At 43.3% G+C, this 20336-nt stretch carries 23 protein-coding genes; 12 read left to right on the top strand and 11 right to left on the bottom strand.

The window, feature by feature from the left end; translation table 11 throughout:
• The first annotated feature begins 181 nt into the window (after nt 1–181).
• Nucleotides 182–1162, top strand: a complete 981-nt coding sequence (locus ABWW58_RS04755) for a YitT family protein (RefSeq protein WP_353868073.1) — start codon at nt 182–184, stop codon at nt 1160–1162.
• Between the two features lie 41 nt (nt 1163–1203).
• On the opposite strand, the gene ABWW58_RS04750 is transcribed toward ABWW58_RS04755, so the two are convergent.
• A complete protein-coding gene (locus tag ABWW58_RS04750; RefSeq protein ID WP_353868072.1) occupies nt 1204–2082 on the bottom strand; it encodes a LysR family transcriptional regulator in 879 nt (292 codons plus the stop codon).
• A 304-nt stretch (nt 2083–2386) separates the two neighbouring features.
• Between ABWW58_RS04750 and ABWW58_RS04745 the strand changes: the two genes are divergently transcribed.
• Together ABWW58_RS04745 and ABWW58_RS04740 are read left to right on the top strand one after the other, a co-directional pair.
• Nucleotides 2387–3643, top strand: a complete 1257-nt coding sequence (locus ABWW58_RS04745; RefSeq protein WP_353868071.1) for an MFS transporter — start codon at nt 2387–2389, stop codon at nt 3641–3643.
• A gap of 226 nt (nt 3644–3869) precedes the next feature.
• A complete protein-coding gene (locus ABWW58_RS04740) occupies nt 3870–5564 on the top strand; it encodes a M3 family oligoendopeptidase (protein WP_353868070.1) in 1695 nt (564 codons plus the stop codon).
• Between the two features lie 86 nt (nt 5565–5650).
• Here ABWW58_RS04740 and ABWW58_RS04735 read toward each other — a convergent pair whose 3' ends face one another.
• Genes ABWW58_RS04735 through ABWW58_RS04725 form a run of 3 tightly spaced genes read right to left on the bottom strand, consistent with a single transcriptional unit; the run spans nt 5651 to nt 7137 of the window.
• On the bottom strand, nt 5651–5815 hold the full coding sequence (locus tag ABWW58_RS04735; RefSeq protein WP_353868069.1) for a hypothetical protein: 165 nt from the start codon (nt 5813–5815) through the stop codon (nt 5651–5653).
• 16 nt (nt 5816–5831) lie between these two features.
• Entirely contained in the window at nt 5832–6536 is a 705-nt protein-coding gene (locus tag ABWW58_RS04730; protein ID WP_353868068.1) for a lytic transglycosylase domain-containing protein, read from the bottom strand.
• A 7-nt stretch (nt 6537–6543) separates the two neighbouring features.
• Nucleotides 6544–7137: a CYTH domain-containing protein gene (locus tag ABWW58_RS04725; protein ID WP_353868067.1), complete on the bottom strand. Its 594-nt coding sequence runs from the start codon at nt 7135–7137 to the stop codon at nt 6544–6546.
• Nucleotides 7138–7297: 160 nt separating this feature from the next.
• Here ABWW58_RS04725 and yjbM point away from each other — a divergent pair, with 160 nt between their 5' ends.
• From yjbM to ABWW58_RS04710, 3 genes are all read left to right on the top strand, one after another.
• Nucleotides 7298–7918 (top strand): GTP diphosphokinase, encoded by a 621-nt coding sequence (gene yjbM, locus ABWW58_RS04720; protein WP_093671576.1) that lies wholly within the window; start codon nt 7298–7300, stop codon nt 7916–7918.
• A gap of 37 nt (nt 7919–7955) precedes the next feature.
• Nucleotides 7956–8795 carry an NAD kinase gene (locus tag ABWW58_RS04715; protein WP_353868066.1) on the top strand — a complete coding sequence of 280 codons (840 nt, stop codon included), beginning with the start codon at nt 7956–7958 and terminating at the stop codon, nt 8793–8795.
• Nucleotides 8796–8863: 68 nt separating this feature from the next.
• Nucleotides 8864–9769: an RluA family pseudouridine synthase gene (locus tag ABWW58_RS04710; RefSeq protein WP_353868065.1), complete on the top strand. Its 906-nt coding sequence runs from the start codon at nt 8864–8866 to the stop codon at nt 9767–9769.
• On the opposite strand, the gene prpE is transcribed toward ABWW58_RS04710, so the two are convergent.
• On the bottom strand, nt 9750–10490 hold the full coding sequence (prpE, locus tag ABWW58_RS04705; RefSeq protein WP_353868064.1) for a bis(5'-nucleosyl)-tetraphosphatase PrpE: 741 nt from the start codon (nt 10488–10490) through the stop codon (nt 9750–9752). The genes ABWW58_RS04710 and prpE overlap by 20 nt on opposite strands.
• 754 nt (nt 10491–11244) lie before the next feature.
• Nucleotides 11245–12411, bottom strand: coding sequence for an FtsW/RodA/SpoVE family cell cycle protein (locus tag ABWW58_RS04700; protein WP_353868063.1), 1167 nt, complete (start codon nt 12409–12411; stop codon nt 11245–11247).
• 297 nt (nt 12412–12708) lie between these two features.
• Here ABWW58_RS04700 and fabI point away from each other — a divergent pair, with 297 nt between their 5' ends.
• Nucleotides 12709–13485: an enoyl-ACP reductase FabI gene (gene fabI / locus ABWW58_RS04695; RefSeq protein WP_353868062.1), complete on the top strand. Its 777-nt coding sequence runs from the start codon at nt 12709–12711 to the stop codon at nt 13483–13485.
• Between the two features lie 64 nt (nt 13486–13549).
• Here the strand turns inward: fabI and ABWW58_RS04690 are convergent, their stop codons facing one another.
• Both ABWW58_RS04690 and ABWW58_RS04685 read right to left on the bottom strand, forming a co-directional pair.
• Nucleotides 13550–13693 (bottom strand): hypothetical protein, encoded by a 144-nt coding sequence (locus ABWW58_RS04690; RefSeq protein ID WP_353868061.1) that lies wholly within the window; start codon nt 13691–13693, stop codon nt 13550–13552.
• Nucleotides 13694–13726: 33 nt separating this feature from the next.
• Entirely contained in the window at nt 13727–14038 is a 312-nt protein-coding gene (locus ABWW58_RS04685; protein WP_353868060.1) for a hypothetical protein, read from the bottom strand.
• Nucleotides 14039–14282: 244 nt separating this feature from the next.
• Between ABWW58_RS04685 and ABWW58_RS04680 the strand changes: the two genes are divergently transcribed.
• Together ABWW58_RS04680 and ABWW58_RS04675 are read left to right on the top strand one after the other, a co-directional pair.
• Nucleotides 14283–15419 carry a BMQ_0737 family morphogenetic spore coat protein gene (locus ABWW58_RS04680; RefSeq protein ID WP_353868059.1) on the top strand — a complete coding sequence of 379 codons (1137 nt, stop codon included), beginning with the start codon at nt 14283–14285 and terminating at the stop codon, nt 15417–15419.
• 238 nt (nt 15420–15657) lie between these two features.
• The gene (locus ABWW58_RS04675; RefSeq protein WP_353868058.1) at nt 15658–16683 is read left to right on the top strand and encodes a GumC domain-containing protein; all 1026 of its coding nucleotides are present in this window, start codon (nt 15658–15660) and stop codon (nt 16681–16683) included.
• 43 nt (nt 16684–16726) lie between these two features.
• Here ABWW58_RS04675 and ABWW58_RS04670 read toward each other — a convergent pair whose 3' ends face one another.
• Complete coding sequence (locus ABWW58_RS04670; protein ID WP_353868057.1) at nt 16727–17407, bottom strand: DUF421 domain-containing protein; 681 nt, start codon at nt 17405–17407, stop codon at nt 16727–16729.
• A 420-nt stretch (nt 17408–17827) separates the two neighbouring features.
• Between ABWW58_RS04670 and ABWW58_RS04665 the strand changes: the two genes are divergently transcribed.
• Nucleotides 17828–18433, top strand: a complete 606-nt coding sequence (locus ABWW58_RS04665) for a phosphatidylglycerophosphatase A family protein (protein ID WP_353868056.1) — start codon at nt 17828–17830, stop codon at nt 18431–18433.
• Between the two features lie 333 nt (nt 18434–18766).
• Nucleotides 18767–19342, top strand: a complete 576-nt coding sequence (locus tag ABWW58_RS04660) for an RBBP9/YdeN family alpha/beta hydrolase (RefSeq protein ID WP_353868055.1) — start codon at nt 18767–18769, stop codon at nt 19340–19342.
• Nucleotides 19343–19400: 58 nt separating this feature from the next.
• Here the strand turns inward: ABWW58_RS04660 and ABWW58_RS04655 are convergent, their stop codons facing one another.
• Together ABWW58_RS04655 and ykzB are read right to left on the bottom strand one after the other, a co-directional pair.
• Nucleotides 19401–19559 (bottom strand): Fur-regulated basic protein FbpA, encoded by a 159-nt coding sequence (locus tag ABWW58_RS04655; protein WP_353868054.1) that lies wholly within the window; start codon nt 19557–19559, stop codon nt 19401–19403.
• A gap of 47 nt (nt 19560–19606) precedes the next feature.
• Nucleotides 19607–19762, bottom strand: a complete 156-nt coding sequence (gene ykzB, locus ABWW58_RS04650; RefSeq protein WP_353868053.1) for a protein YkzB — start codon at nt 19760–19762, stop codon at nt 19607–19609.
• Between the two features lie 204 nt (nt 19763–19966).
• Between ykzB and ABWW58_RS04645 the strand changes: the two genes are divergently transcribed.
• Nucleotides 19967–20299 (top strand): MerR family transcriptional regulator, encoded by a 333-nt coding sequence (locus ABWW58_RS04645; RefSeq protein ID WP_093671600.1) that lies wholly within the window; start codon nt 19967–19969, stop codon nt 20297–20299.
• Nucleotides 20300–20336 lie beyond the last annotated feature (37 nt).

Here is a 20336-nt window from a genome sequence, read left to right as displayed (position 1 = left end):
ATCGGTACTTGTGAAAGATCTGTGGCCGCCATAAGAAACAAATAGTCGAATAATTCACTTAGTATGATAAATGAAAGTGTTGGGAAAATCTTGTCAGAGGTTGAATCCAATGAATAAGGTGCTATAATTTGAGACCCGGGGAAATAAGAAAAAAATGAACTGAATGAAGAGGAAGACTGTTATGTTATCCGTGTCTGCAATTAGTGAACTCATTAAAAAATCAATAATTTCGATTTGCGCGGCTTTTTTGTGCGCGCTGAGCATGAACCTGTTTCTTGTACCCGCTCATGTCTACGCTGCAGGAATTAATGGCGCGGCTCAATTGATTTCGGATCTCCTGCTTGATGGGATGCATGTTCATTTGTCGATCAGCTTGCTGATCCTTGCTTTGAATTTGCCAATCGCTGTTTTAGGGTGGTACAAGGTCGGAAAAAGCTTTACCTTGTTCAGTTTTGTTACCGTTGTACTGACTTCATTGTTTCTGACTATTCTGCCGGTACACCCACTTTCTTCAGACATCCTGCTCAATTCCATATTTGGCGGAATGATCTCTGCAATTGGTGTAGGAATTGCTCTGAAATACGGGATCTCAACAGGAGGTTTGGATATTATCGCGATCTTTCTCACCCGGCGCAACCGCAATGCATCATCGGGGAGATATTTCTTAATCTTGAATGGCATTATCATTATAATCGCCGGGGCCGTATATGAATGGCAGTACGCGCTTTACACGCTCATTTCACGGTTCGTAAACAGCTATGTGATTGATATGATCCACACGAAATATCAGAAATTGACGGTTATTACGGTTACAGATCAGACAGAGCGGCTGATTGACGCCATACAGGATCAATTTGATCGCGGGATAACAGTCATCCCATCATACGGGGGATTTACCGGCACAAAAAAAAGCACGCTGATGGTCGTTATTAGCCATTATGAGTTGTACAAAATGGAGCGGCTGATTAAAACAATGGATCCGAATGCATTTACGAATATTTTGGAGACAAACAAAATAATCGGCACGTTCCATACCGAAGAACAGCAAAAAGCGATTCAGGCGATGAAACATGGAGAAAATGTGGGGAAAGTGAAACAGACGCTCGGAGCGCAAGATTATGAACACTTCCAGAAATTATTTGAAACGTCGGCTATAAAATAAATAAAGAGAGGGACGCCTTAGTTTAGCCCGTCCCTCTCTTTTCATTCTCTATAATGGGTGAAGACAAAACGTTTGAAATGTGCAGCTGCCGGAGATAGCTCACGATCCGCATACCATGAAAGACCGATTTGCCGCGAACAGCCTGGCCAGCGCACGTGCAGCTTAGCCACCTTGCTGTCGTCAATATCCTTCTGATCGGGAAGCAGAGCGACTCCCAATCCCGCTGCAACCAATCCGGCAAGGGTGGTTACTTCTTCGCCTTCAAAGGTGATGTTTGGCGTGAAATTTGCTTTTCGGCAAAGGTTGTCAGCAATTTTACGAAGTTCATAGCCTTCTTTCATTGCGATCATCGGCTCAGATTGAATTTCATCTAGTGTGACGGATTCCCTCTGTGCGAGCGGGTGAGTGCGCGGAAGCATCAGATAAAGCTCCTCATCCCACAATCTTTCCCATTGGATATGCGGATCATCAAAGGCATGATGCACCAGGCATAAATCAATTTCACCGCTTTGAAGCTGTTTGAGCAGCGACACATTGTTGTTTTGGTAGAGCTTGATTCTTGTGTTGGCGTGTTCCTTTTGAAATTCACGAAGGATATCAGGAATCATGTTCACACCAAGCGTGTGCAGGAAGCCTAATGAAACTTCACCATATTCAGGGTCAAGAAGAGATTTGATTTCCTTTTTTGTGTCATCAATTTCTTTCAGAATTCTGTTGACGTGCTTCAGTAATGCTTTGCCATACTGATTCAAAATAATACTTCTTCCTTGCCTTTCGAAAAGAGGAATCCCAAGTTCTTCCTCAAGACGGGCAATGGATCTGCTAAGTGCGGGCTGTGAAATTGACAGATCCTCCGCAGCTTGCGTCATATGCTGTAGCTGGGCAACCTTTTGAAAATATTCAATCTGCTGCCATTCCATAACTAATCACTCCTAAAAAGGATGGGAAATCACACCAAACCTGACATTTTTCTGTATTCGTGTTTAAAGAGACCGTCATTCAATGACGGTCTTCGCACCTCAACGTGTACCATATATAGTACCATAGATATAATGAAAAATCGTCCATATCAAGGCTTTTTTTCAAATACAACCAGGTCACATTTTGTTTGAATGGCTTCAGCAGTTCTATGCATCAATATCATTCACAGAATTTATTAGACAACAGATAGGGATTGTCATAGTATGGAGAATACAAAGAGAAACCGAAGGGATGGAATTTTCAATGAATTATATTTCTCCGGAAAGCAAAGCCTTTAAGAAAACACTTGTCGCTTTGTTTCTGGGAAGCTTTATCATGTTTGCCGATCTTTACTGCACACAACCGGTCATTGCCGTTATCGCCGCGCAATTTCATGTGCCGCCGGCTGCGGCAAGTCTGACGTTGTCGGCTGCTACCGGTGCTCTTGCTGTTTTTCTATTATTTGTTTCGTTTACTTCAGGTATGTATGATCGCAAGAAAGTTATGACCTTAGCTCTTGTCACCTCGGCCTTCCTTTCAGTGGTTGTCGGTTTTATTCATTATTTGCCGTTGCTGATCGCTGTGCGCTTTATCCAGGGCGCGCTGCTTGCCGGTTACCCGTCAATCGCCATGGCGTACATAAATGAAGAATTCGACAAGAAAGTGCTGGGCTATGTGATTGGTATCTATGTCAGCGGCAATAGTCTTGGCGGTTTGGCAGGGCGGCTGATTGTCGGATCACTTAGTGATGCTTTTTCCTGGAATGTGGCGATTGCCATTTTGGGCGTGTTGAACCTTGTGATGTGCACTCTATTCATCATGTTACTTCCTAAATCCAAGCATTTTGATGCTAAACGCGGATCAATGAGAAGAACGACCGCGGGATTTCTTGAAAATATTGAATCACCGGCACTTGTATTCCTCTATTTAATTGGTTTCATTCTGATGGGGAGCTTTGTGACGGTTTATAACTACTTTGGTATTCCGCTTATGGAGCCGCCATATAATTTAAGCCAGACTTTGGTCGGCTTTGTCTTCATTATTTTTCTTGTCGGCACATTCAGTTCGACATGGATGGGAAGACTATCCGATCATACGAGCCGCTCCGGGGTCATCGCACTGTGTCTCATTATGATGACCTGTGGCCTGATCATTACAATGTCGTCATTTCTGATTCTGAAAATCTTCGGGTTGGCCATGTTTACTTTTGGATTCTTCGGCGGGCATTCAGTGGCAAGCAGTTGGGTAGGTATCTTGGCTAATAGACGGGAGAAAGCGCAGTCTTCCTCCTTATACCTGCTTTTCTATTATGTTGGCTCCAGCGTGGTCGGACCGGTAGGAGGATTGTTCTTGGAATCGTTCGGATGGGCAGGTGTTGTAGTCTCAATATCGCTGCTCTCTTTAATTGGCCTTCTGCTCTGTGCCTATGTACGTAGGCTAGTGGCTAATGGAGCATGCCATCGTTTCCGCCACAATCACCATATGCATCATCATCAAAAGGTTGCAGGGCAACATATTTAATACAACACTAAAAGTTAACTGAACCTATAGAATTGATAAAAGAAACCGGCGTGCATTTGGTAAACATGAGCGTCGATTTTTTTCGTTGTTTTGTTGTCGTCATCATGGATAAAAAAAGATTCAGCCCACGCAAACTTGGCTTCATCACGTTTTCTATATATAATAGTTAAGTTATGGAAACACGAGGAAGAAAGAGAAATAGGCTTTGAAAAAGGGGTGTTTTGCAGTGACGGTTTTTGAAGATTATCAGTATGAGCGGCCGGATGTAACGAAGTATGAAGAATCGTTTCACAAGGCTTTCGATGTGCTAAAGAATGCGGCAACTCTTGAAGAGGCGGAGCGTTCCATTGAAGAGATCAATCATTTGCGTAAACATTTGGATACGATGTTTCGCCTTGTTGAAATCAGGCACACCATTAATACAGAGGATCCTTTCTACAAAACGGAAAATGATTTTGCCGATGAAACAATGCCTATATTTGAAGGGAAAACAACAGAGTTCTACCAACTTCTTCTAGCTTCACCGTTCCGTGCGGATCTGGAGAAGAAATGGGGCAGGCAGCTTTTCGCTCTTGCGGAAGCACAGCTCAAATCCTTTTCACCTGAAGTGATTCCGCTCATGCAACAGGAAAATAAATGGGCATCTAAATACACAAAATTGATTGCTGCCGCAAAAATTCCGTTTCAAGGAACGGAGCGTACGCTCGCACAGTTAGCTCCATTTCAGCAATCTCCTGATCGTCATGTAAGAAAGGCGGCGCTTGAAGCTTATTTTGGCTACTTTGCCGCTCATGAACAAGAGTTCGATGAAATCTACGATCAGTTGGTTAAAATCAGAACAGAGATCGCAACCAAACTTGGTTTTGATAACTATGCCGATCTCAGCTATTATCGAATGGCGCGCGTTGGCTACGATAAGGAAATGGTAAAGAGCTATCGCGAGCAGATTCGTAACTATGTGGTGCCGGCGACTAATCGTCTTTACGAACGGCAGCGCAGGCGTATTGGTGTCGACGAACTGAAATTTTATGATGTGCCGTTCAAGTTTACGACTGGGAATGCAGCACCAAAAGGCGATCCGGAATGGATCATTGACAATGGAAAGAAAATGTATGCGGAACTGTCACCTGAGACCGGCGAATTTTTCCAATTTATGTTGGATCATCATTTGATGGACCTGCTTGCGACAAAAGGCAAAGCCGGAGGCGGATATTGCGAATATATTTTTGATTATGAATCACCATTTATCTTCTCGAACTTTAATGGTACGGCAGACGATATTGATGTGCTGACTCATGAAGCAGGCCACGCGTTCCAAGTCTACTCGACACATAGTGATATACCTGAATATCGCTGGCCGACTTATGAAGGCGCTGAAATTCATTCGATGAGTATGGAATTCTTTACATGGCCATGGATGAACCTATTCTTTAAAGAAGATGCGGATAAACGCAGATTCTCACATTTAAGCGATGCGCTTCAATTCCTGCCCTATGGGGTGAGTGTGGATGAGTTCCAGCATGTTGTATACGAGCATCCAGAAATGACACCGGCAGAGAGAAAGCAGGTTTGGAAAGACATCGAAAAGAAATATTTGCCCTATCGTGATTACGACGGCATTGACTTTCTTGAGATGGGCGGATTCTGGCAGCGTCAAGGACATATCTATGAATCGCCATTTTATTACATTGACTATACATTGGCTCAAGTATGCGCGTTTGAGTTTTGGAAAAAATCGCAGGAAGACTATGATGGCGCATGGAAAGACTATTTGAAGCTGTGCAAACAAGGCGGAGGCAAGTCCTTTCTGGAGCTGGTTCAATCAGCGGGTCTGGAGTCGCCATTTAAAGAAGGCTGTGTCGCCGATATTGTTGACGCGGTGACAAATTGGCTTGATCAGATTGACGACAGCAAGTACTAATGGATCAAAAAAAATAAGTGTGAATAAAACAAACCCTATATTGGACGGTCTTTGTCCGATACAGGGTTTAATATTTTTATAAATTATTAAATAATATTTTGCAGGCCCCACATTATGATGGCGACAATCGGAACAAGTACCCAAACGTTTGAACCGATCAGGGGTCTGTGCTGTTCCGATTTCAATGCCTTAAGCTGCTTTTCAATAGCATCTAATCTGGACTCAATTGTGTTTAACTTTTCATCATCCATTAATGACACCCGCCTTTCATACGTACGTACTTTGGAGTTTATTCATGATTTTTTTTACATAGGCTTGAGTCTCAGCGAAAGGAGGGACGCCTCCGTATTTTTCTACATTGCCTGACCCCGCGTTATAGGCGGCCAGCGCAAGTGAATAATCGCCGTTGTAACGATTAAGCAGCTTGCTCAAGTATTTTGTTCCGCCTTCGATATTTTGAGCGGGATCATAGGCGTTGGTAACACCTAAACCAGACGCCGTACCGGGCATCAGCTGCATCAAGCCTTGAGCGCCTGCCGCACTGGTGGCGTTCGGATTGCCGCCGGATTCGGCATCAATCACCGATTGGATTAGATTCGCGTTAACCGAATATTTTTTACTCATCGCCTGAATCGTGCTGCCATAATCCGAAACGGTATTAAGAGGAGCCTGTTGCATGCTTAATGGTGAAAGCGACGAGGACAGCTCCTGCCAGAGCGAGTCGTTCGTATCCGAGCTCCCAAGCGAGGCTTGACCGGAGCTGTAAGCAGGAGCGTTGAGTGAATTGCTGTACGGCTCCCCATCATTACTGTTTGAGTTGGCATTCATCATGAGCGTGAGTAATGTGCCGAATAAATTCGAAAAGTCGCTGTTTTGTTCGGGAAGAAGACTTGATTGATTCGAACCGCTTTGACTACCGGACATAGCGGACATTGATAAAAATTGGGCAACTGTGCTTGGATCGATAGACATCGCCAAATCAGCTCCTTTTTTCTTGAATGGCTTGATAGAGACGAAGCATTTTACTTTTTGACGGTCTGCGCGGAATCGAATGCGCATGAAGCAAAGCATTGAAAATATCCGCACCGGAACGTTGATCGGTCGCTTCATATTCTAATTCATAATCGTTATGATCTAAATAAATGCTGTGATCAAGAAACAACTCTCCGGATTGATAAGGGAATTGGGCGCGTTTGGTAGCCAATTCGCCAATGAGAACGAGCTGATCGGCATCAACACCCATTTTGGTAATTGATTGTTCGATTTCACCGGGAGGAACAATACCAAGCCGAATCATCGACTGACTTTCTTCATCATCGAGCTGCTGATGCGTTTCAAGAATGACGCCGTTACGCGGCTGTTTCAATGTAAAGTCATGCTGATTTCCGGTATCACGGATGCGCAAGACTGTTTTCCTATTTTTCAAGGCGGAGGTGGGGGTGTCAAAGTAGTAATTCACTTGTTTGAAAAACGAGGAAGTCTTCTGGCCGAATTCTGTGCAAAGTGTGGTAAATTCTTCAGCCGTCAGCATGTTCTTGTATTCGATTTCTAATTCCTGAGTCATTCGTCGCATGCCCCGCCCTCATCTATGGTACTAATTAGAAACTCGTAACTTCTTCTAAATTATGACATAATGGGGGTGAAGAAACAACAGACATACTGTAAATTTTCGAGTGAAAGAGCAGCACTTGATGACACGTTGTTCTTGTCTTGGATCAGATGGAGTGATTGGAATGGAGTGGGATATATTCCTTGCGCCTTACAAGCAGGCGGTGGACGAACTAAAGGTTAAACTGCGCGGTTATCGTGATCTGTATGAGGTAACCTCAGAAAACTCACCGATTGAATTTGTTACAGGAAGAGTGAAACCAATACCAAGTATTATAGAGAAAGCACGGCGGAAAGGCATGCCGCTGACGCAGCTGAATACGCAGATGCAGGACCTTGCAGGCATTCGCGTTATGTGCCAATTTGTCGATGATATTCGCAGAGTAGTTGAACTGATTCGAAGCCGTACCGACTTAGTTGTTGTCGAAGAACGCGATTACATAAGTGAGAAGAAGAAGAGCGGCTATCGATCCTATCACGTTGTGGTTCAGTATCCGGTGCAGGCAGTAAGCGGAGAGAAAAAGCTTTTGGTTGAAATTCAGGTTCGTACCTTAGCAATGAACTTCTGGGCAACGATTGAGCATTCGTTAAATTATAAATATAATGGGAAAATACCGGCCGATGTGAAAACGAGACTGCTAAGTGCGGCTGAGGCGGCTTTTCGACTTGATGAAGAAATGTCACAGATCAGAGATGAAATTCAAGTCGCGCAGTTACGATTTCTCCAGAAAAACGCCGATGATTAACTAGTCCGTTGAACAAATAGGAAGGAGTTCGTGAGGGATGGGTCAAGAAACACTGAATATGACAAATGTTCCTGCCGGCAGGTTAAAAAAATTTGCGATTGAAAATAGAGGGGACACGTTTTCAGACGCATTACGGAGCCGTATTTTCGAGCAGCTGACCGTACATAAATTTGTCTATGATGATCTTCAGCCGGATCTGGTCATTTCGGTTGGTGGTGACGGAACCTTGCTTCAGGCTTTTCACCGATACGCCAACCGTCTGAATGAGACTGCGTTTGTCGGTGTACATACCGGACACTTAGGCTTCTATGCAGACTGGACTGCCGAGGAGGTCGATGGTCTCGTACAATCCATCATTGGAAAGGGCTTTAATATCGTTGAGTATCCATTGTTGCATGTTTCCGTCACGTATATAAACGAGAGAACGCCCGAAAGTTTTTTGGCGTTAAACGAGTGTACCGTGCGAAGCGATGAGGGACTGCTCGTCGCTGATGTTTTAATTAAAGGCGAGAAATTCGAGAGCTTTAGGGGTGATGGTCTCTGCTTTTCGACACCTACAGGCTCTACGGCTTATAATAAGGGATTGTCTGGGGCGATTATTCATCCATCGTTGTTATCCATTCAGCTGACAGAAATTGCATCGATAAATAATCGGGTCTATCGGACGGTTGGTTCGCCGCTAATTCTTCCCCGGCATCACCGTTGCCAAGTACTGCCGGTTATTGATCGATCTTTTACGCTTTCTCTGGATCACTTGTCGAGTATTCACGACCAAGTGAAGCAGATTGAATTTGGTGTAGCGGATGAAAAGATCCGCTTTGCGCGTTTCCGCCCATTACCGTTTTGGCGACGTGTGCGGGATTCATTTATTGGCTGATTTATATAGAAAAAAAGGACGTGAACAAGGAACGTGCTCGTTCCGATCAAATGGAGAAACAATGCTATATGATAGAGAAGACGATGAGCGCTGCGGAACAAGGTATGATTATGAGAGACTATCTGAAAAAGGAAGTCAGAGTGTCGCGGAGGGCGTTATCCGCGATTAAATATAAAGGCGGAAAACTGCTCGTGGACGGTCAGGAACGTTCTGTGCGCCATGTACTTCAAGAAGGCGAAGTGCTGACGATTGTTTTTCCGCCGGAGACGCCAAGCGATTTTCTCTCGGATGAAGCCATGCCGCTTGATATCGTCTACGAAGATGAGGTTGTTCTGATTGTTAATAAGCCGTCAGGTATCCCGGTCATTCCTTCCCATCAATACCCGTCAGGTACACTAGCGAACGGCTTGCTTCGTTACTTCAAAGAACAAAATCTCGCCTCTACCGTTCATATCATTAATCGATTGGACCGGAACACATCGGGGCTGATGCTGGTTGCCAAACATCGGTTCAGTCATGAGCGCTTCTTCAAAATGCAGAAAAAGAAAGAAATTCACCGCAGATACTTGGCATGCGTGGAAGGAAGTATTGAGCAAGGTAGCGGCATCATTGACGCTCCGATCGGACGCAGAGAAGGCAGTGCGATCGAGAGACAAGTCGATTGGCAGAACGGGAGAAGATCAATAACCCATTATAAAGTATTACGCAGATCAAAAGATTGGACACTTGTTGCTGTGAGGCTGCAAACAGGGAGAACGCATCAGATACGTGTTCATTTCGCATCAATCGGCCATCCGCTTCTCGGCGATGACCTCTATGGTGGAACAATGAATCTCATTGATCGTCAGGCGCTGCACAGCTTCGAGGTATCCTTTACTCATCCTTTTACAGGAGCGTCGATACATCTGCATAAGCAATGTCCGGACGATATGCTGCAGCTGATTTCAGAACCGATCAATCTGGAAACGATCTGAAGCGTTCTGCAAACTTAGGCATGGAAGAAGCAACTGAAACAGTCTCCATTTCCGGATAACGGAGCGCGCTCAGCATGCCGCCGAAAACACAACCGGTATCTAGATTTAGCGTGTGGTTTTTCCAACGCGGCTTAGTTACCGGGGTGTGGCCGTACACAATCAAGGGATCGCCATGGTAGAACTTTGCCCAGTCCCGGCGTTCAGGCAGTCCGTTCGCATCCTTTTTTCCGGTAATGTCACCATACAGTGCGAACGTTTTGATTCTGCGCGTGATCGGTTTATCTAAATCTTCTTCTCGAATGCCTGCGTGACATACTGCCATTTGCTGCTGGTCAAGGTAGAGGATCAGCGGCGCTTTCTTATAGAGCGAGATAAACCGCTCTGAGATGCGCACGCGTTGATCGCTGTTCAATTGATCCAGTTCTTGCACGGTGGTCTCAAGCCCATGCGACACCTGTACATGGTGACCGATGAGGTAACGGTATAGTTTATTACAGTGATTGCCGGGAACGTATAGGGCCAAATTGCGTTCGACAAGATCTGTCACGATTCGAATCATATCTACAGAGGAAGGTCCACGGTCCGTGATATCGCCAACGAAAACGAGTTTCCGGTGCTTCGGGTGGATGGGCAGATCGTGATGCCATCGGTACCCTAGTTTTTCTGTAAGTTGAACAAATTCGTGGCGACATCCATGGACATCTCCGATTACATCATACATTCGGCCCATCCTCCAATTTACTTAGTACCTATATAGTTCCCAAATTAAAAGATCTTAGTGTATGCTTTGATTCTAAGTGCCTAAGAAGGAATATGTTAGAAAAACCGGGTAAGCCGGTCCTTACATACGAAAGTTCCTTTGCTCCAAATACCGTTTTGAAGCATCAACCTTGTCTTGAACAGACATTTCTATTCCACACTGGTAGGAAAGTATAAGAAAACATTTAAGGGAAAACGAGTGTAAGCGGTCCGAAAAAACGCCGCGTCCTGCGGCTCACCGGACACTAGGCCGTCCATGGCCGTCGCAACTAAGTCTTCACCTTCGCCAGAGGCTTGGTGAAGACAAGTTTTCTAATTAATCATTTTGATCCTTAATTAAGTAAACGAGTAAAATAAGCGGAGATTTTCCGGTTATATGCATTCTGGCGCTTGTTTCACAGGTACATAAGGGTAATTTTTCCGGTTATGCACAGCAAAACCCTCCATTTTCAAGTTTTTCGATTCGATAAGCGGAATTTCTCCGTCTATTTAAGCGATTTTTTCATTCATTTTCTAATTAAGCGGAATTTTTCCGTTTATTTCTCAGATTGAGCGCTTACCTGATCACCCAGCCCAAACAAACGAATCTTATGACCTATCGTCGTACCGGCAAGGCAAAACGCTATCTTTCTTTACTTGTAATAAAAAACGGCCGATATCGACCGTTTTTAGAGGAATCTAGTGTACGTTTGAGCTGCGCCAAGTGTCAAGGTTCTTTAAGAAAACATAAACTCCTGCGTTTGGATCCGGACACTTTGTACGAGCCCGACACAAATCATGCTGGAAAGAAGCGAACTGCCGCCATAGCTGAGAAAAGGCAACGTGATCCCGGTTACCGGCATTACTTGAATTGTCATGCCGATATTTTCGAATACCTGAAACATAATCATACCGATAATTCCGGTACAAATATAGCTTCCAAAGGGGTCATGTGTTTCGGTTGCAGCCTTGACGACGCGTGATATAAACAGGAAGAACAGCAAGATGACGGTTACTGCCCCCACGAACCCAAAGCTGCCGCCGATGACGGCGAAAATAAAATCGTTATAGGATTCGGGCAGGGTAATTGATGAGTTAAATTGATGATTAAAGAACTCGCCTGACCCAATTGATTTAAGCGCTTGGAGCAACTGATAGCCCTCTTCTGATGAATAGCGCTGCGGATCCTGCCAAGCTAAGAAACGTTCCTTTTGATGTGACTTTAGGAAAATGTTAATGATGTTGGGAAAATGAAACCAACTGATCGCGAAGAAAGCAAGACCGATGACTATGGTTGTTAAAATACCGACAATCAGTTTCCAATTGATTCCGCTGACCAAGGTCATGGAAATAATGATACTGAACATCACGAGTGCAGTACCAAGATCCGGTTGCGCGAAGACCAGTATGAAGGGCGGAAACGAAACGAGCGCGATTTTTCCAAGCAGCAGCATGTCCTCTCTTAAACCGCGAATCGAATACTCTTCATTGTGTTTATCAATGGTTGTCGCAATCGAGACGATCATAAATAATTTCATGAACTCCGATGGCTGCAACTGACTATTGCCGGGAAGGGCATACCAGCTCATGGCTCCATGTGAATCATCCACCAAAGGAACGGGCAAACCAAGCTGAGCAAAGGTTAATCCAAGCAGCAGGAACATGCCGACGCCGTAAAAAATCCAGTGCATGCGCTTCAGACGATCATAGTCAAAGAACATGGTGCCTAGAGTGACGATGATGCTGATCACATACCAGATCACTTGGCGATGGGCAATTCCTGTTGCGGGAGCTCCGGACTTAAGCGGAGCCATTGAGATCGTTAAATAACTGATGCAGGCAAATAAGAAGACAATAAAAAACAGTGTATAGTCAATTTTTGCTAGAGATTCCCTATTAAACATGAATTTGTCCTTCTTTTCTTCATGAAAATTGCGGCTGTATGCCGATAGTAACACGATGTTCACACTTTAATCATGATAGCGTAAAGAACTAAAAAAAGAAACAGAAAGAATACAATTGCAGTCAGAAAGAAAAAAAGTCACCTGGTTAAATAAACAGTCAAAGTATTCGATGCTGCTTCCCTTTTTTTAACGAATTCTCGAAATCAAATGGTGTTTGGCTAAGCAGAAAAGGACGTGCACGTTCTTTCATGATATAATAACCATTGGATTGACGTGATTTTTTTGGGAGGAATGGACATGGAATTAACACTTAAAGGGCGTACCTATGTGGTTATGGGTGTTGCCAATAGACGAAGCATTGCTTGGGGTATTGCGCAAGCGCTTGATCGTGCGGGCGCCCGGTTGATTTTTACGTACAATAATGAACGTTTTAAGGAACCGGTGGAGAAGCTGGCGGCGACACTTGAGGGACAGGACAGCCTATTCTATGCATGTGATGTAACCGTTGATGAAGAAATTAAAGTGACCTTCGAAAAAATCAAGGAAGATGTCGGCGTGATTCATGGTTTGGCACACTGCATTGCGTTTGCAAAGAAGGAAGAACTCGATGGAGATTACATGAATACGACACGCGACGGCTTCCTACTTGCGCAGAACGTCAGCGCCTATTCGCTGACAGCGGTTCTTAAAGAAGCAAAGGGATTGATGACCGAAGGAGGAAGTGTTGTCACGATGACTTATCTTGGTGGCGAACGCGTCGTCAGAAATTACAACGTGATGGGCGTTGCTAAAGCCAGCTTGGATGCGAGCGTAAAATATTTGGCGAGTGATCTTGGCAAAGACAACATCCGTGTGAACGGTATTTCCGCCGGACCAATCCGTACACTCTCTGCAAAAGGCATTTCCGACTTCAATAGCGTGCTGAAGGTTATTGAGGAAAAAGCGCCGCTCCGCCGCTCAATTAATCCTGAAGATGTCGGCAACACGGCACTCTTCTTGTTCAGCGATCTTTCTAAGAGTATTACCGGTGAAACGATTCATGTAGACGCCGGTTTCAACATCATCAGTATCTAAATAAGTACACTAAAGGAAAGCCGGTGTTCATCTCATAAATAAGAGATGGGCACCGGTTTTTTCTTTACTTATTTTGATTAGGGCGCCAAGTGACATGGCCGCACGTGCTGCAACCGCCATGCTTTTTTGGTGCAGTAAAAAATTGATCGGCTTTGCTCTTTCGTTTTTTTGAATCATGAATTCGTTCCTCGGATTCCTCTTTACTCATTAAACGCATCTCCTTTTCGTATCTTTCATCAGTTTATTCAGTACGATTAGGGGCGTTTGGGCGATCAACATCATCTGCAGGAAAAGGATCAATTTCGATACCATGTGGGTCATCTTGATTTAAAAATGGCTGAATGGTTTCGCTTTCCGATTTTTCATCTTGTTCCTTGAATAGTGGATAAAAACGGTTTTCCTCTTTTTCCGTCTTCTTCGATCGGTCTTTTAATTTTTTTTCTTGTACGGACTGTACAACTCTGTTCTTCTTACTTGGCCATATTGGCCATTCTATTTGTTGGGAAGAGCTTGAATGGGATGTTTTATCCGGATCTTCATGTTCTTTTTCCACAACATCAACCCCTGTTGATTTTATTTTTTCGGTGAGAAATTGCGATCATGGTTCATTGCAAAAAAACATCTTGATAATTTTCATAGCTATAGACTGGCAGTCACCGTATTCGCCATTAGATTCAATCGAGTGATCTGCACAAAAAATGGGCAGCCTCAAGTGTGCCAATCCCCATGTCATATCCATACTATGTAGGGAAACAACCAACCATGTTTTTTATATTTGACAGAAAGGAAGGTTTTGAATGGGAAGCAAACTAATCTCCAAGCCTAAATACAGGCTAAAGGATGAATGTATCAGAGTTCCCAAGGTCTATGACTGGGTTACGGACAAAATCGGCACCAAAGTGAAACTTCAATTTAGTAAAGCACAGCTTGAAGACATTGAATGCGCCTTGGCCGACCCATACAGAAGACCATTGCGTGTGGTGGTTAAGACACCGAAAACTCCGCCTTTATTTCCGCTCGGCGACAGTGAGGTAAAAAAAGGCCAGCATAAAGATTTCTTCTGTGAGCAAGTAGGTGAGAAACAATCTGTTGAGGGAACACTTTACGGGCGGAAAGTATACGCGCAACTCGTCAATATTCTATTCACGGCGAATGTGACTGTATATGTTGTCGACAGAGAGGGTGAAGAGGTAGCGAAACTGAAAACAGATGTTTCCGCCATCGAACCTTTTGCGCTCTGCTATCCGGATGGAACAGATCTGCTTTGCAGAGTCACCAAAATTTCTGCGCGTGTCTTAGACAATACAGTGATTCTCAATGGTCCGTTTCCATCGCTCATCAAGCTTAAAGTATATTTCTGCGCTGATGTTCAGGTTGAAGCAGAAGTGAAACTGTCTGTTCAGGCTAAATTCTGCAAGTCACGCGGCAATGATATTCAAGTGATTGACCCGGATTGGAATGATCCATGTCCAGAGGTCAAGTTTCCGAAAGAATGCGACAATATCTTTCCGAGAAAACATCATTCAGTAAGTGCAAACGGAGCTTCTTCAGGTCATGTGACCGACGAAAGTGAATATGATGGCCGCGCAGCCATAAAAGTCACGATTGACAGCAATGATCCTGATGAGAGCAGTTTGACGTTCAAATATAAAGACCTTGGCGATGACAAACATGATAGGGACTTTACATTTGAGGCTGACCAATTTGATCCATCGTCAATTGATACTTTTGAGAAAAACGGATATTCTATTTTAAAAATTGCCGGTGTCGGTCATGCGGACGACAAGGAAGTTGGTTTTGAACTTGATCTGGCTGAAGGAGACGGCCAAGATAGATTCAGTTTAAAGCTTATCAATAAAAAGAGTGGAAAAGTAACATTCGCAACCGGATTAGTCGAGGTAGATGAGGGGAATATCAAAATAGACCTCGGTTAAGTATGGTATGGCGCAGGGGGGTGATTTTTTCACTCTCTTTTTTTGCTTTTTTTTTGAATTATGAATGCATGACGCGCATCTCATCGTAAAAGTACTTTTATGGCAGGGGGGCTTACCTCGTGACCTGTAATCCTGAACTTTTTTTCATACACAAGCATAAAAAAGATGATCAAGCAATGGACGGGGTGTTTGAACATATACTGGATTTAGTGATCACATTTATTGGGAGGCGCCAATCATGACCAACTCGAAGGACATGTTGACTATTGCTTCACTGGAAGACAGGCAGAAATATTATCGTAATAAGGCGCTGAAACTGGAGCAGAGTATGATTTTCGCAAAAGAAAAATTAGCACAGTTGAAAGAGGAATTGAGCGAGAAGAGTGAAAAGACTAAGGAAATTAATCGGAATCATCAGAAATTGATACAGCAATTATCTGATTTAAAAAAAGATTATGAGGCGCTCACACTGCGCTACCAAGAAATTCAAGATAAACTTGATAAGGCTGAAGCGACGATTGCCCAATTGAAACAGAACCAACGTGCGACGACCGATCTGTCGCACGAAACGTATCAGCACCGTGTTCAGGGGTATGAGCGTCTGCTTGGTGAGGTGCAGAAAGAATTAAATGATAAAGATAAGCGAATTGCAGTCTATGAAAAACGTCTCGCAATTCTTGAAAACAGATTAAAAAATGAACGGAAAAAAGTGGAACCGGTTGCCGAACCGGGCGATAGAGGTACAGCAAACTATCGGGCAATTTCCTATATCAATTATGCTTGGATTCTTAGTGGAAAAAAAAGCTTGATTCAAGGTAATGTCGTGATTGAAAATACAGGATCTTTACCATTGGGTACACCGACTATTTGCTTCCGTTTTCACCCTGGTGATATCGCAGCGTTGAAAGGACATGTCCTGCACGAAGAGGACGCGCTCGCGGGCGAAGGTGAACAAGAGGAGAACCAATGGATTATTTTAGACATGGAAGATGAGAGTGATATGAATCCCACCGGAGAAATTTGGGTGAGGCCTTCAGGATCCTTGATCTTGAACCCAGACCAATCGACAGCGTTCACCAATTTCCAAATCCCTATTGATCATAGTTATCTGACTTCAGTACGTATTGAATGTTTTGTGTTCTTTGGTGAAGACATGTATAAAATTAAATGCGGTAATGAAATTGTTGTGAACACATCTTTTACAAAACAAGACCGAGAGCCCATAGTCAAAGATGACGATCACGGCACACTTCCGAGTAAATGATTCCTAGGTGCCATGCAGATGTATTTCCGTACTTACAAAACGATTAACGTATTTTCTGAATGTATAGTCCATCCTCGCTTCGCCATTCGGCAATCATTACATGTTTTGGTTCGTGAACGGAGTGTTTTTTCAGCTCGCTCTTGAGCCACGACTCTGTTTTGCCGATTCGCTTTAAATTATTAGTAAGTACAACGCCGTCACTGATTAATGTGATCGGAATGGAGACTGATTTTTGAGCGATATTTAAATCGCTGCGGTTTGTTTGTTCATAGTCGGACTTTCTCATCACAGAAACCTTTCCGTTCGGTTCCAATAGTGCAAACTCAATTTCGCGAAGGGAAAAAATATTGCGGTCACGAAGGAGCATTTGAAGATGATTCATGTCCACCCTATTTTTCTTCATGACTTTTCGGTCGATCTGGCCTTTATTTATAATTAATGCAGGTTCACTTTCAAAAAATCTTCGTGATTGGTGAAACTTTAAAGTGATCAAGTCAATGATGTAGATTAATATACCCCAAAATAAAATGGCGAAGATGACTTTATACACATGAGTGTGCGGATCGTAGATTGCGTCGCTGACAAAGTCTCCGACTACGATCATTGAAATGAAATCAAATGGTGTAGATTCAGACATCGATGCTCGGCCCATCACTTTTGTGAGAAGAAGCAATGCAAATAAGCCGACACTCAATTCAATAACGATCGAGAGTAGTTCACGCATTTTAATGCCACCTTTCGTATCAACCGCCGTATTGACAATCTCGGTTTATTTTGCGGGCAAGCCAATCTTTTTATTCGTTTGAACGGTAAAATTGCTGATATTTTCTGGTCATCCTTGCTTGCGCGCAGTCAATTACGCTATGATAACCGTGCAGACTTTTTATTGAACGATAGTTCATAATGATCGCACCCTGCAGCATTGAGTGGATCTGTATCGAATTCGTGTATTTATGGAATGTTAGTCATTTTTTTACTATTTTCTGCATAGAATGAGTCAGGCGTACTGCGCCGCTTAAATGAGCAATAGATGCGGAGAAACGCAGATATGTTGGCTTGAATCCATCATTGAAAGGCTATAAAATTTCCATGATCCAAGCCGGTCTTTCTATTTCTAGCTGTTTTTTGGAAGGAGACATGATAGATGAATGAACAACCTTTTTCGAAAAGTATGACTTATGCGCCGGGATTGCCGGAAGGCGCAACTTTTTATTCTGCACACAAAAAAAGAGTGACTTCACATGCTATAGCAAAAGCTGTTGAAGAAGCCTTATCAGAACGCGGAGTCATGATCAAGGATATTGCTGAAATTGTGTTGGATTTGCAGAAACCATTTATGTCAGGCTTGACGCTGGAGAATTGCGTGGAGAATGTTCGAGCTGTTCTTGCGAAACGGGAGCTTCAGCATGCGATTCTTGTCGGAATTGAACTCGATAGACTTGCAGAGAAAAATATGTTGTCTCAACCGTTACAATCACTCGTCGATCAGGATGAAGGTTTGTTTGGAGTTGATGAAACCATTGCCTTAGGAGCGGTTTCTAGTTTTGGCAGTATCGCGGCCACAACCTTTGGCTATTTGGATAAAGTTAAGCCGAAGATCATCGGTCGCCTTGACTTGGAAAAGCATGGGAAGGTAAATACATTCCTTGATGACCTGATCGCAAGCATTGCGGCCGATGCGTCAAGCCGTCTTGCGCACCGCGTTAGGGATGACGAAGAAAAGCGTATCTCACAAACGAAAGAGCACTAAACGGATCTGGTTCTCCTGATCTGTTTATAGAGGAGACCAGTTAAATCGACTGGTCTCCATTAATTTGTTAGGTACGGATTCAATAATAATCAGAGAACGAACGCACGTGCTATAATTAAGCAATGAAAAAATAGCTTGGGACAAGCCTTGGTAAAGAAGTTGTAACCTCTGACCATGGTTTAAAAAACAAGAGTAAGTAAGCAATTCTCCCAGAAGATCAGGACGCAAGTAGCCGATGTAGTTCACTTGATGTTATAATGAGACAAGTATTTAGCGCAATCTACGATTCAATCAATGAATTACATATGCATAATGACTGATGAGGTGCAGAATATGACGAGTTACCTTGTGCTGCATGGGCTTGGAGGCAGCACTGATGGACATTGGCAGGAATGGCTGACCCGCGAATTAAGAAAAAGAGAAAAGAGGGTTTGGTTTCCTCAATTTCCACAGTGGGATCACCCGGACAAAGAAACATGGCTGAACTGCCTTGATGAGACGATCAACGAGATCCCAGATGATGGTCCGCTGGTCGTAATTACACATAGTCTGGGATGTATTCTTTGGATTCATTATGCATCTCAGCAAAACGCCAGAAAAGTTGATCGATTAATCATGGTCTGTCCACCATCCAATCAATTAGAGCAGGAGGAAATTCAGGAATTTTTCCCGCTGCCGACGAACAAGGTTCTCCTACGAACCATCGCGCAGAAATCATTCTTAATTTTATCAACCAATGATCCGTTCCTTCCTCAGGGAGAATTGCAGCAGTATTTCGATTATCATATTCCTTGCTTGATTTTGCCGGGAAAGGGACATATCAACATCCAATCAGGCTACGGAGCATGGCCGTGGATGCTTCATCTCTGCTTAGAAGACGTCATGTGGATTCCGGATTCACAGATGTGAATTGGAGAAAGCCGGAGGATTAGATCCTCCGGCTTTCTATCGATAAATTTATTATATATTAGCTTCCTTGCAGAAGCTGTCTGTACGTATCTTCGAGTTCGCTTAAGGAAAGTTCGTAAAGTTGGCGATTCTTGGTTTTGAAGACACCGAGATCGAGTAGCTTGCCAATGAGGTCGTTTTTTTTCTTTTCGTAACCTTTTGTGAGTGTATCGGTCATCACGCACACCCCTTTGTTTTCCGTAAGATTTCTTCGTAAACCAATGACTATTCATAAGATAATTGGTTAACGTTTTGGACATGCCTCAAGAGTTCGAGGGCATCATTGCCGCAGGCAGCAATTAGTTCTTCAAATAACTCATCACGTTTCAAATCTAATTGAATAATTTTTTCAGCTAAAGTAATTGCTTTCTCTTGATCCATTGGAATGCCTCCTATGGCGTGAATAGACTGTTGAAAATTGATTAATTCACTCTATTATTTTACGCAGTTCATGTCCTTAAATCCAGATATGTGTCATAAATTCTTACACGGTTATTGCCATAAATATATTTGTGATGTAATATTATCTTACAAGAGAAATGCGCGATTGATGTATCCTATTTGCGAAGAGAGGATGATGAATGAATGGCGACACATTCTCAAAAAGACGCTTATCTTTATAAAAAAGTCATCACAATCGGAACGGTGTGCGAACTAACCGGTTTAAGTGAACGGCAAATTCGGTATTATGAAAAAAGAAAATTGATTTTTCCGGAACGAACAGAGCGAGGAAATCGAAAATATTCCTTTTCCGATGTTGAAATGCTTATGGATATAGCCAATAAAATGGAAGATGGCATGCAGACTTCCGAGTTGCGTAAAGAAATGCAAAAAAAAGAAAGCAAACGATATGACAATAAGCTTAAAGAACGCATGATTCGTGGACAATTAAACGCTTATTTCAACAAAAGAGATTGATTTGAAATTGGAAAATAAAACGAAATGGTTGTAGAAT

The organism is Sporolactobacillus caesalpiniae, assembly GCF_040513385.1.
Classification (GTDB): Bacteria; Bacillota; Bacilli; order Bacillales; family Sporolactobacillaceae; genus Sporolactobacillus.
The sequence above is the reverse complement of the archived record's forward strand: the minus strand, read 5'-3'. Positions and strand labels throughout refer to the sequence as shown.

Coding starts and splice junctions, on each gene's coding strand:
- ABWW58_RS04755 (WP_353868073.1), top strand. CDS start 182: ATGTTATCCGTGTCTGCAATTAGTGAACTCATTAAAAAATCAATAATT.
- ABWW58_RS04750 (WP_353868072.1), bottom strand. CDS start 2,082: ATGGAATGGCAGCAGATTGAATATTTTCAAAAGGTTGCCCAGCTACAG.
- ABWW58_RS04745 (WP_353868071.1), top strand. CDS start 2,387: ATGAATTATATTTCTCCGGAAAGCAAAGCCTTTAAGAAAACACTTGTC.
- ABWW58_RS04735 (WP_353868069.1), bottom strand. CDS start 5,815: ATGGATGATGAAAAGTTAAACACAATTGAGTCCAGATTAGATGCTATT.
- ABWW58_RS04730 (WP_353868068.1), bottom strand. CDS start 6,536: ATGTCTATCGATCCAAGCACAGTTGCCCAATTTTTATCAATGTCCGCT.
- ABWW58_RS04725 (WP_353868067.1), bottom strand. CDS start 7,137: ATGCGACGAATGACTCAGGAATTAGAAATCGAATACAAGAACATGCTG.
- yjbM (WP_093671576.1), top strand. CDS start 7,298: ATGGAGTGGGATATATTCCTTGCGCCTTACAAGCAGGCGGTGGACGAA.
- ABWW58_RS04715 (WP_353868066.1), top strand. CDS start 7,956: ATGGGTCAAGAAACACTGAATATGACAAATGTTCCTGCCGGCAGGTTA.
- ABWW58_RS04710 (WP_353868065.1), top strand. CDS start 8,864: ATGATAGAGAAGACGATGAGCGCTGCGGAACAAGGTATGATTATGAGA.
- prpE (WP_353868064.1), bottom strand. CDS start 10,490: ATGTATGATGTAATCGGAGATGTCCATGGATGTCGCCACGAATTTGTT.
- ABWW58_RS04700 (WP_353868063.1), bottom strand. CDS start 12,411: ATGTTTAATAGGGAATCTCTAGCAAAAATTGACTATACACTGTTTTTT.
- fabI (WP_353868062.1), top strand. CDS start 12,709: ATGGAATTAACACTTAAAGGGCGTACCTATGTGGTTATGGGTGTTGCC.
- ABWW58_RS04690 (WP_353868061.1), bottom strand. CDS start 13,693: ATGAGTAAAGAGGAATCCGAGGAACGAATTCATGATTCAAAAAAACGA.
- ABWW58_RS04680 (WP_353868059.1), top strand. CDS start 14,283: ATGGGAAGCAAACTAATCTCCAAGCCTAAATACAGGCTAAAGGATGAA.
- ABWW58_RS04675 (WP_353868058.1), top strand. CDS start 15,658: ATGACCAACTCGAAGGACATGTTGACTATTGCTTCACTGGAAGACAGG.
- ABWW58_RS04670 (WP_353868057.1), bottom strand. CDS start 17,407: ATGCGTGAACTACTCTCGATCGTTATTGAATTGAGTGTCGGCTTATTT.
- ABWW58_RS04665 (WP_353868056.1), top strand. CDS start 17,828: ATGAATGAACAACCTTTTTCGAAAAGTATGACTTATGCGCCGGGATTG.
- ABWW58_RS04660 (WP_353868055.1), top strand. CDS start 18,767: ATGACGAGTTACCTTGTGCTGCATGGGCTTGGAGGCAGCACTGATGGA.
- ABWW58_RS04655 (WP_353868054.1), bottom strand. CDS start 19,559: ATGACCGATACACTCACAAAAGGTTACGAAAAGAAAAAAAACGACCTC.
- ykzB (WP_353868053.1), bottom strand. CDS start 19,762: ATGGATCAAGAGAAAGCAATTACTTTAGCTGAAAAAATTATTCAATTA.
- ABWW58_RS04645 (WP_093671600.1), top strand. CDS start 19,967: ATGGCGACACATTCTCAAAAAGACGCTTATCTTTATAAAAAAGTCATC.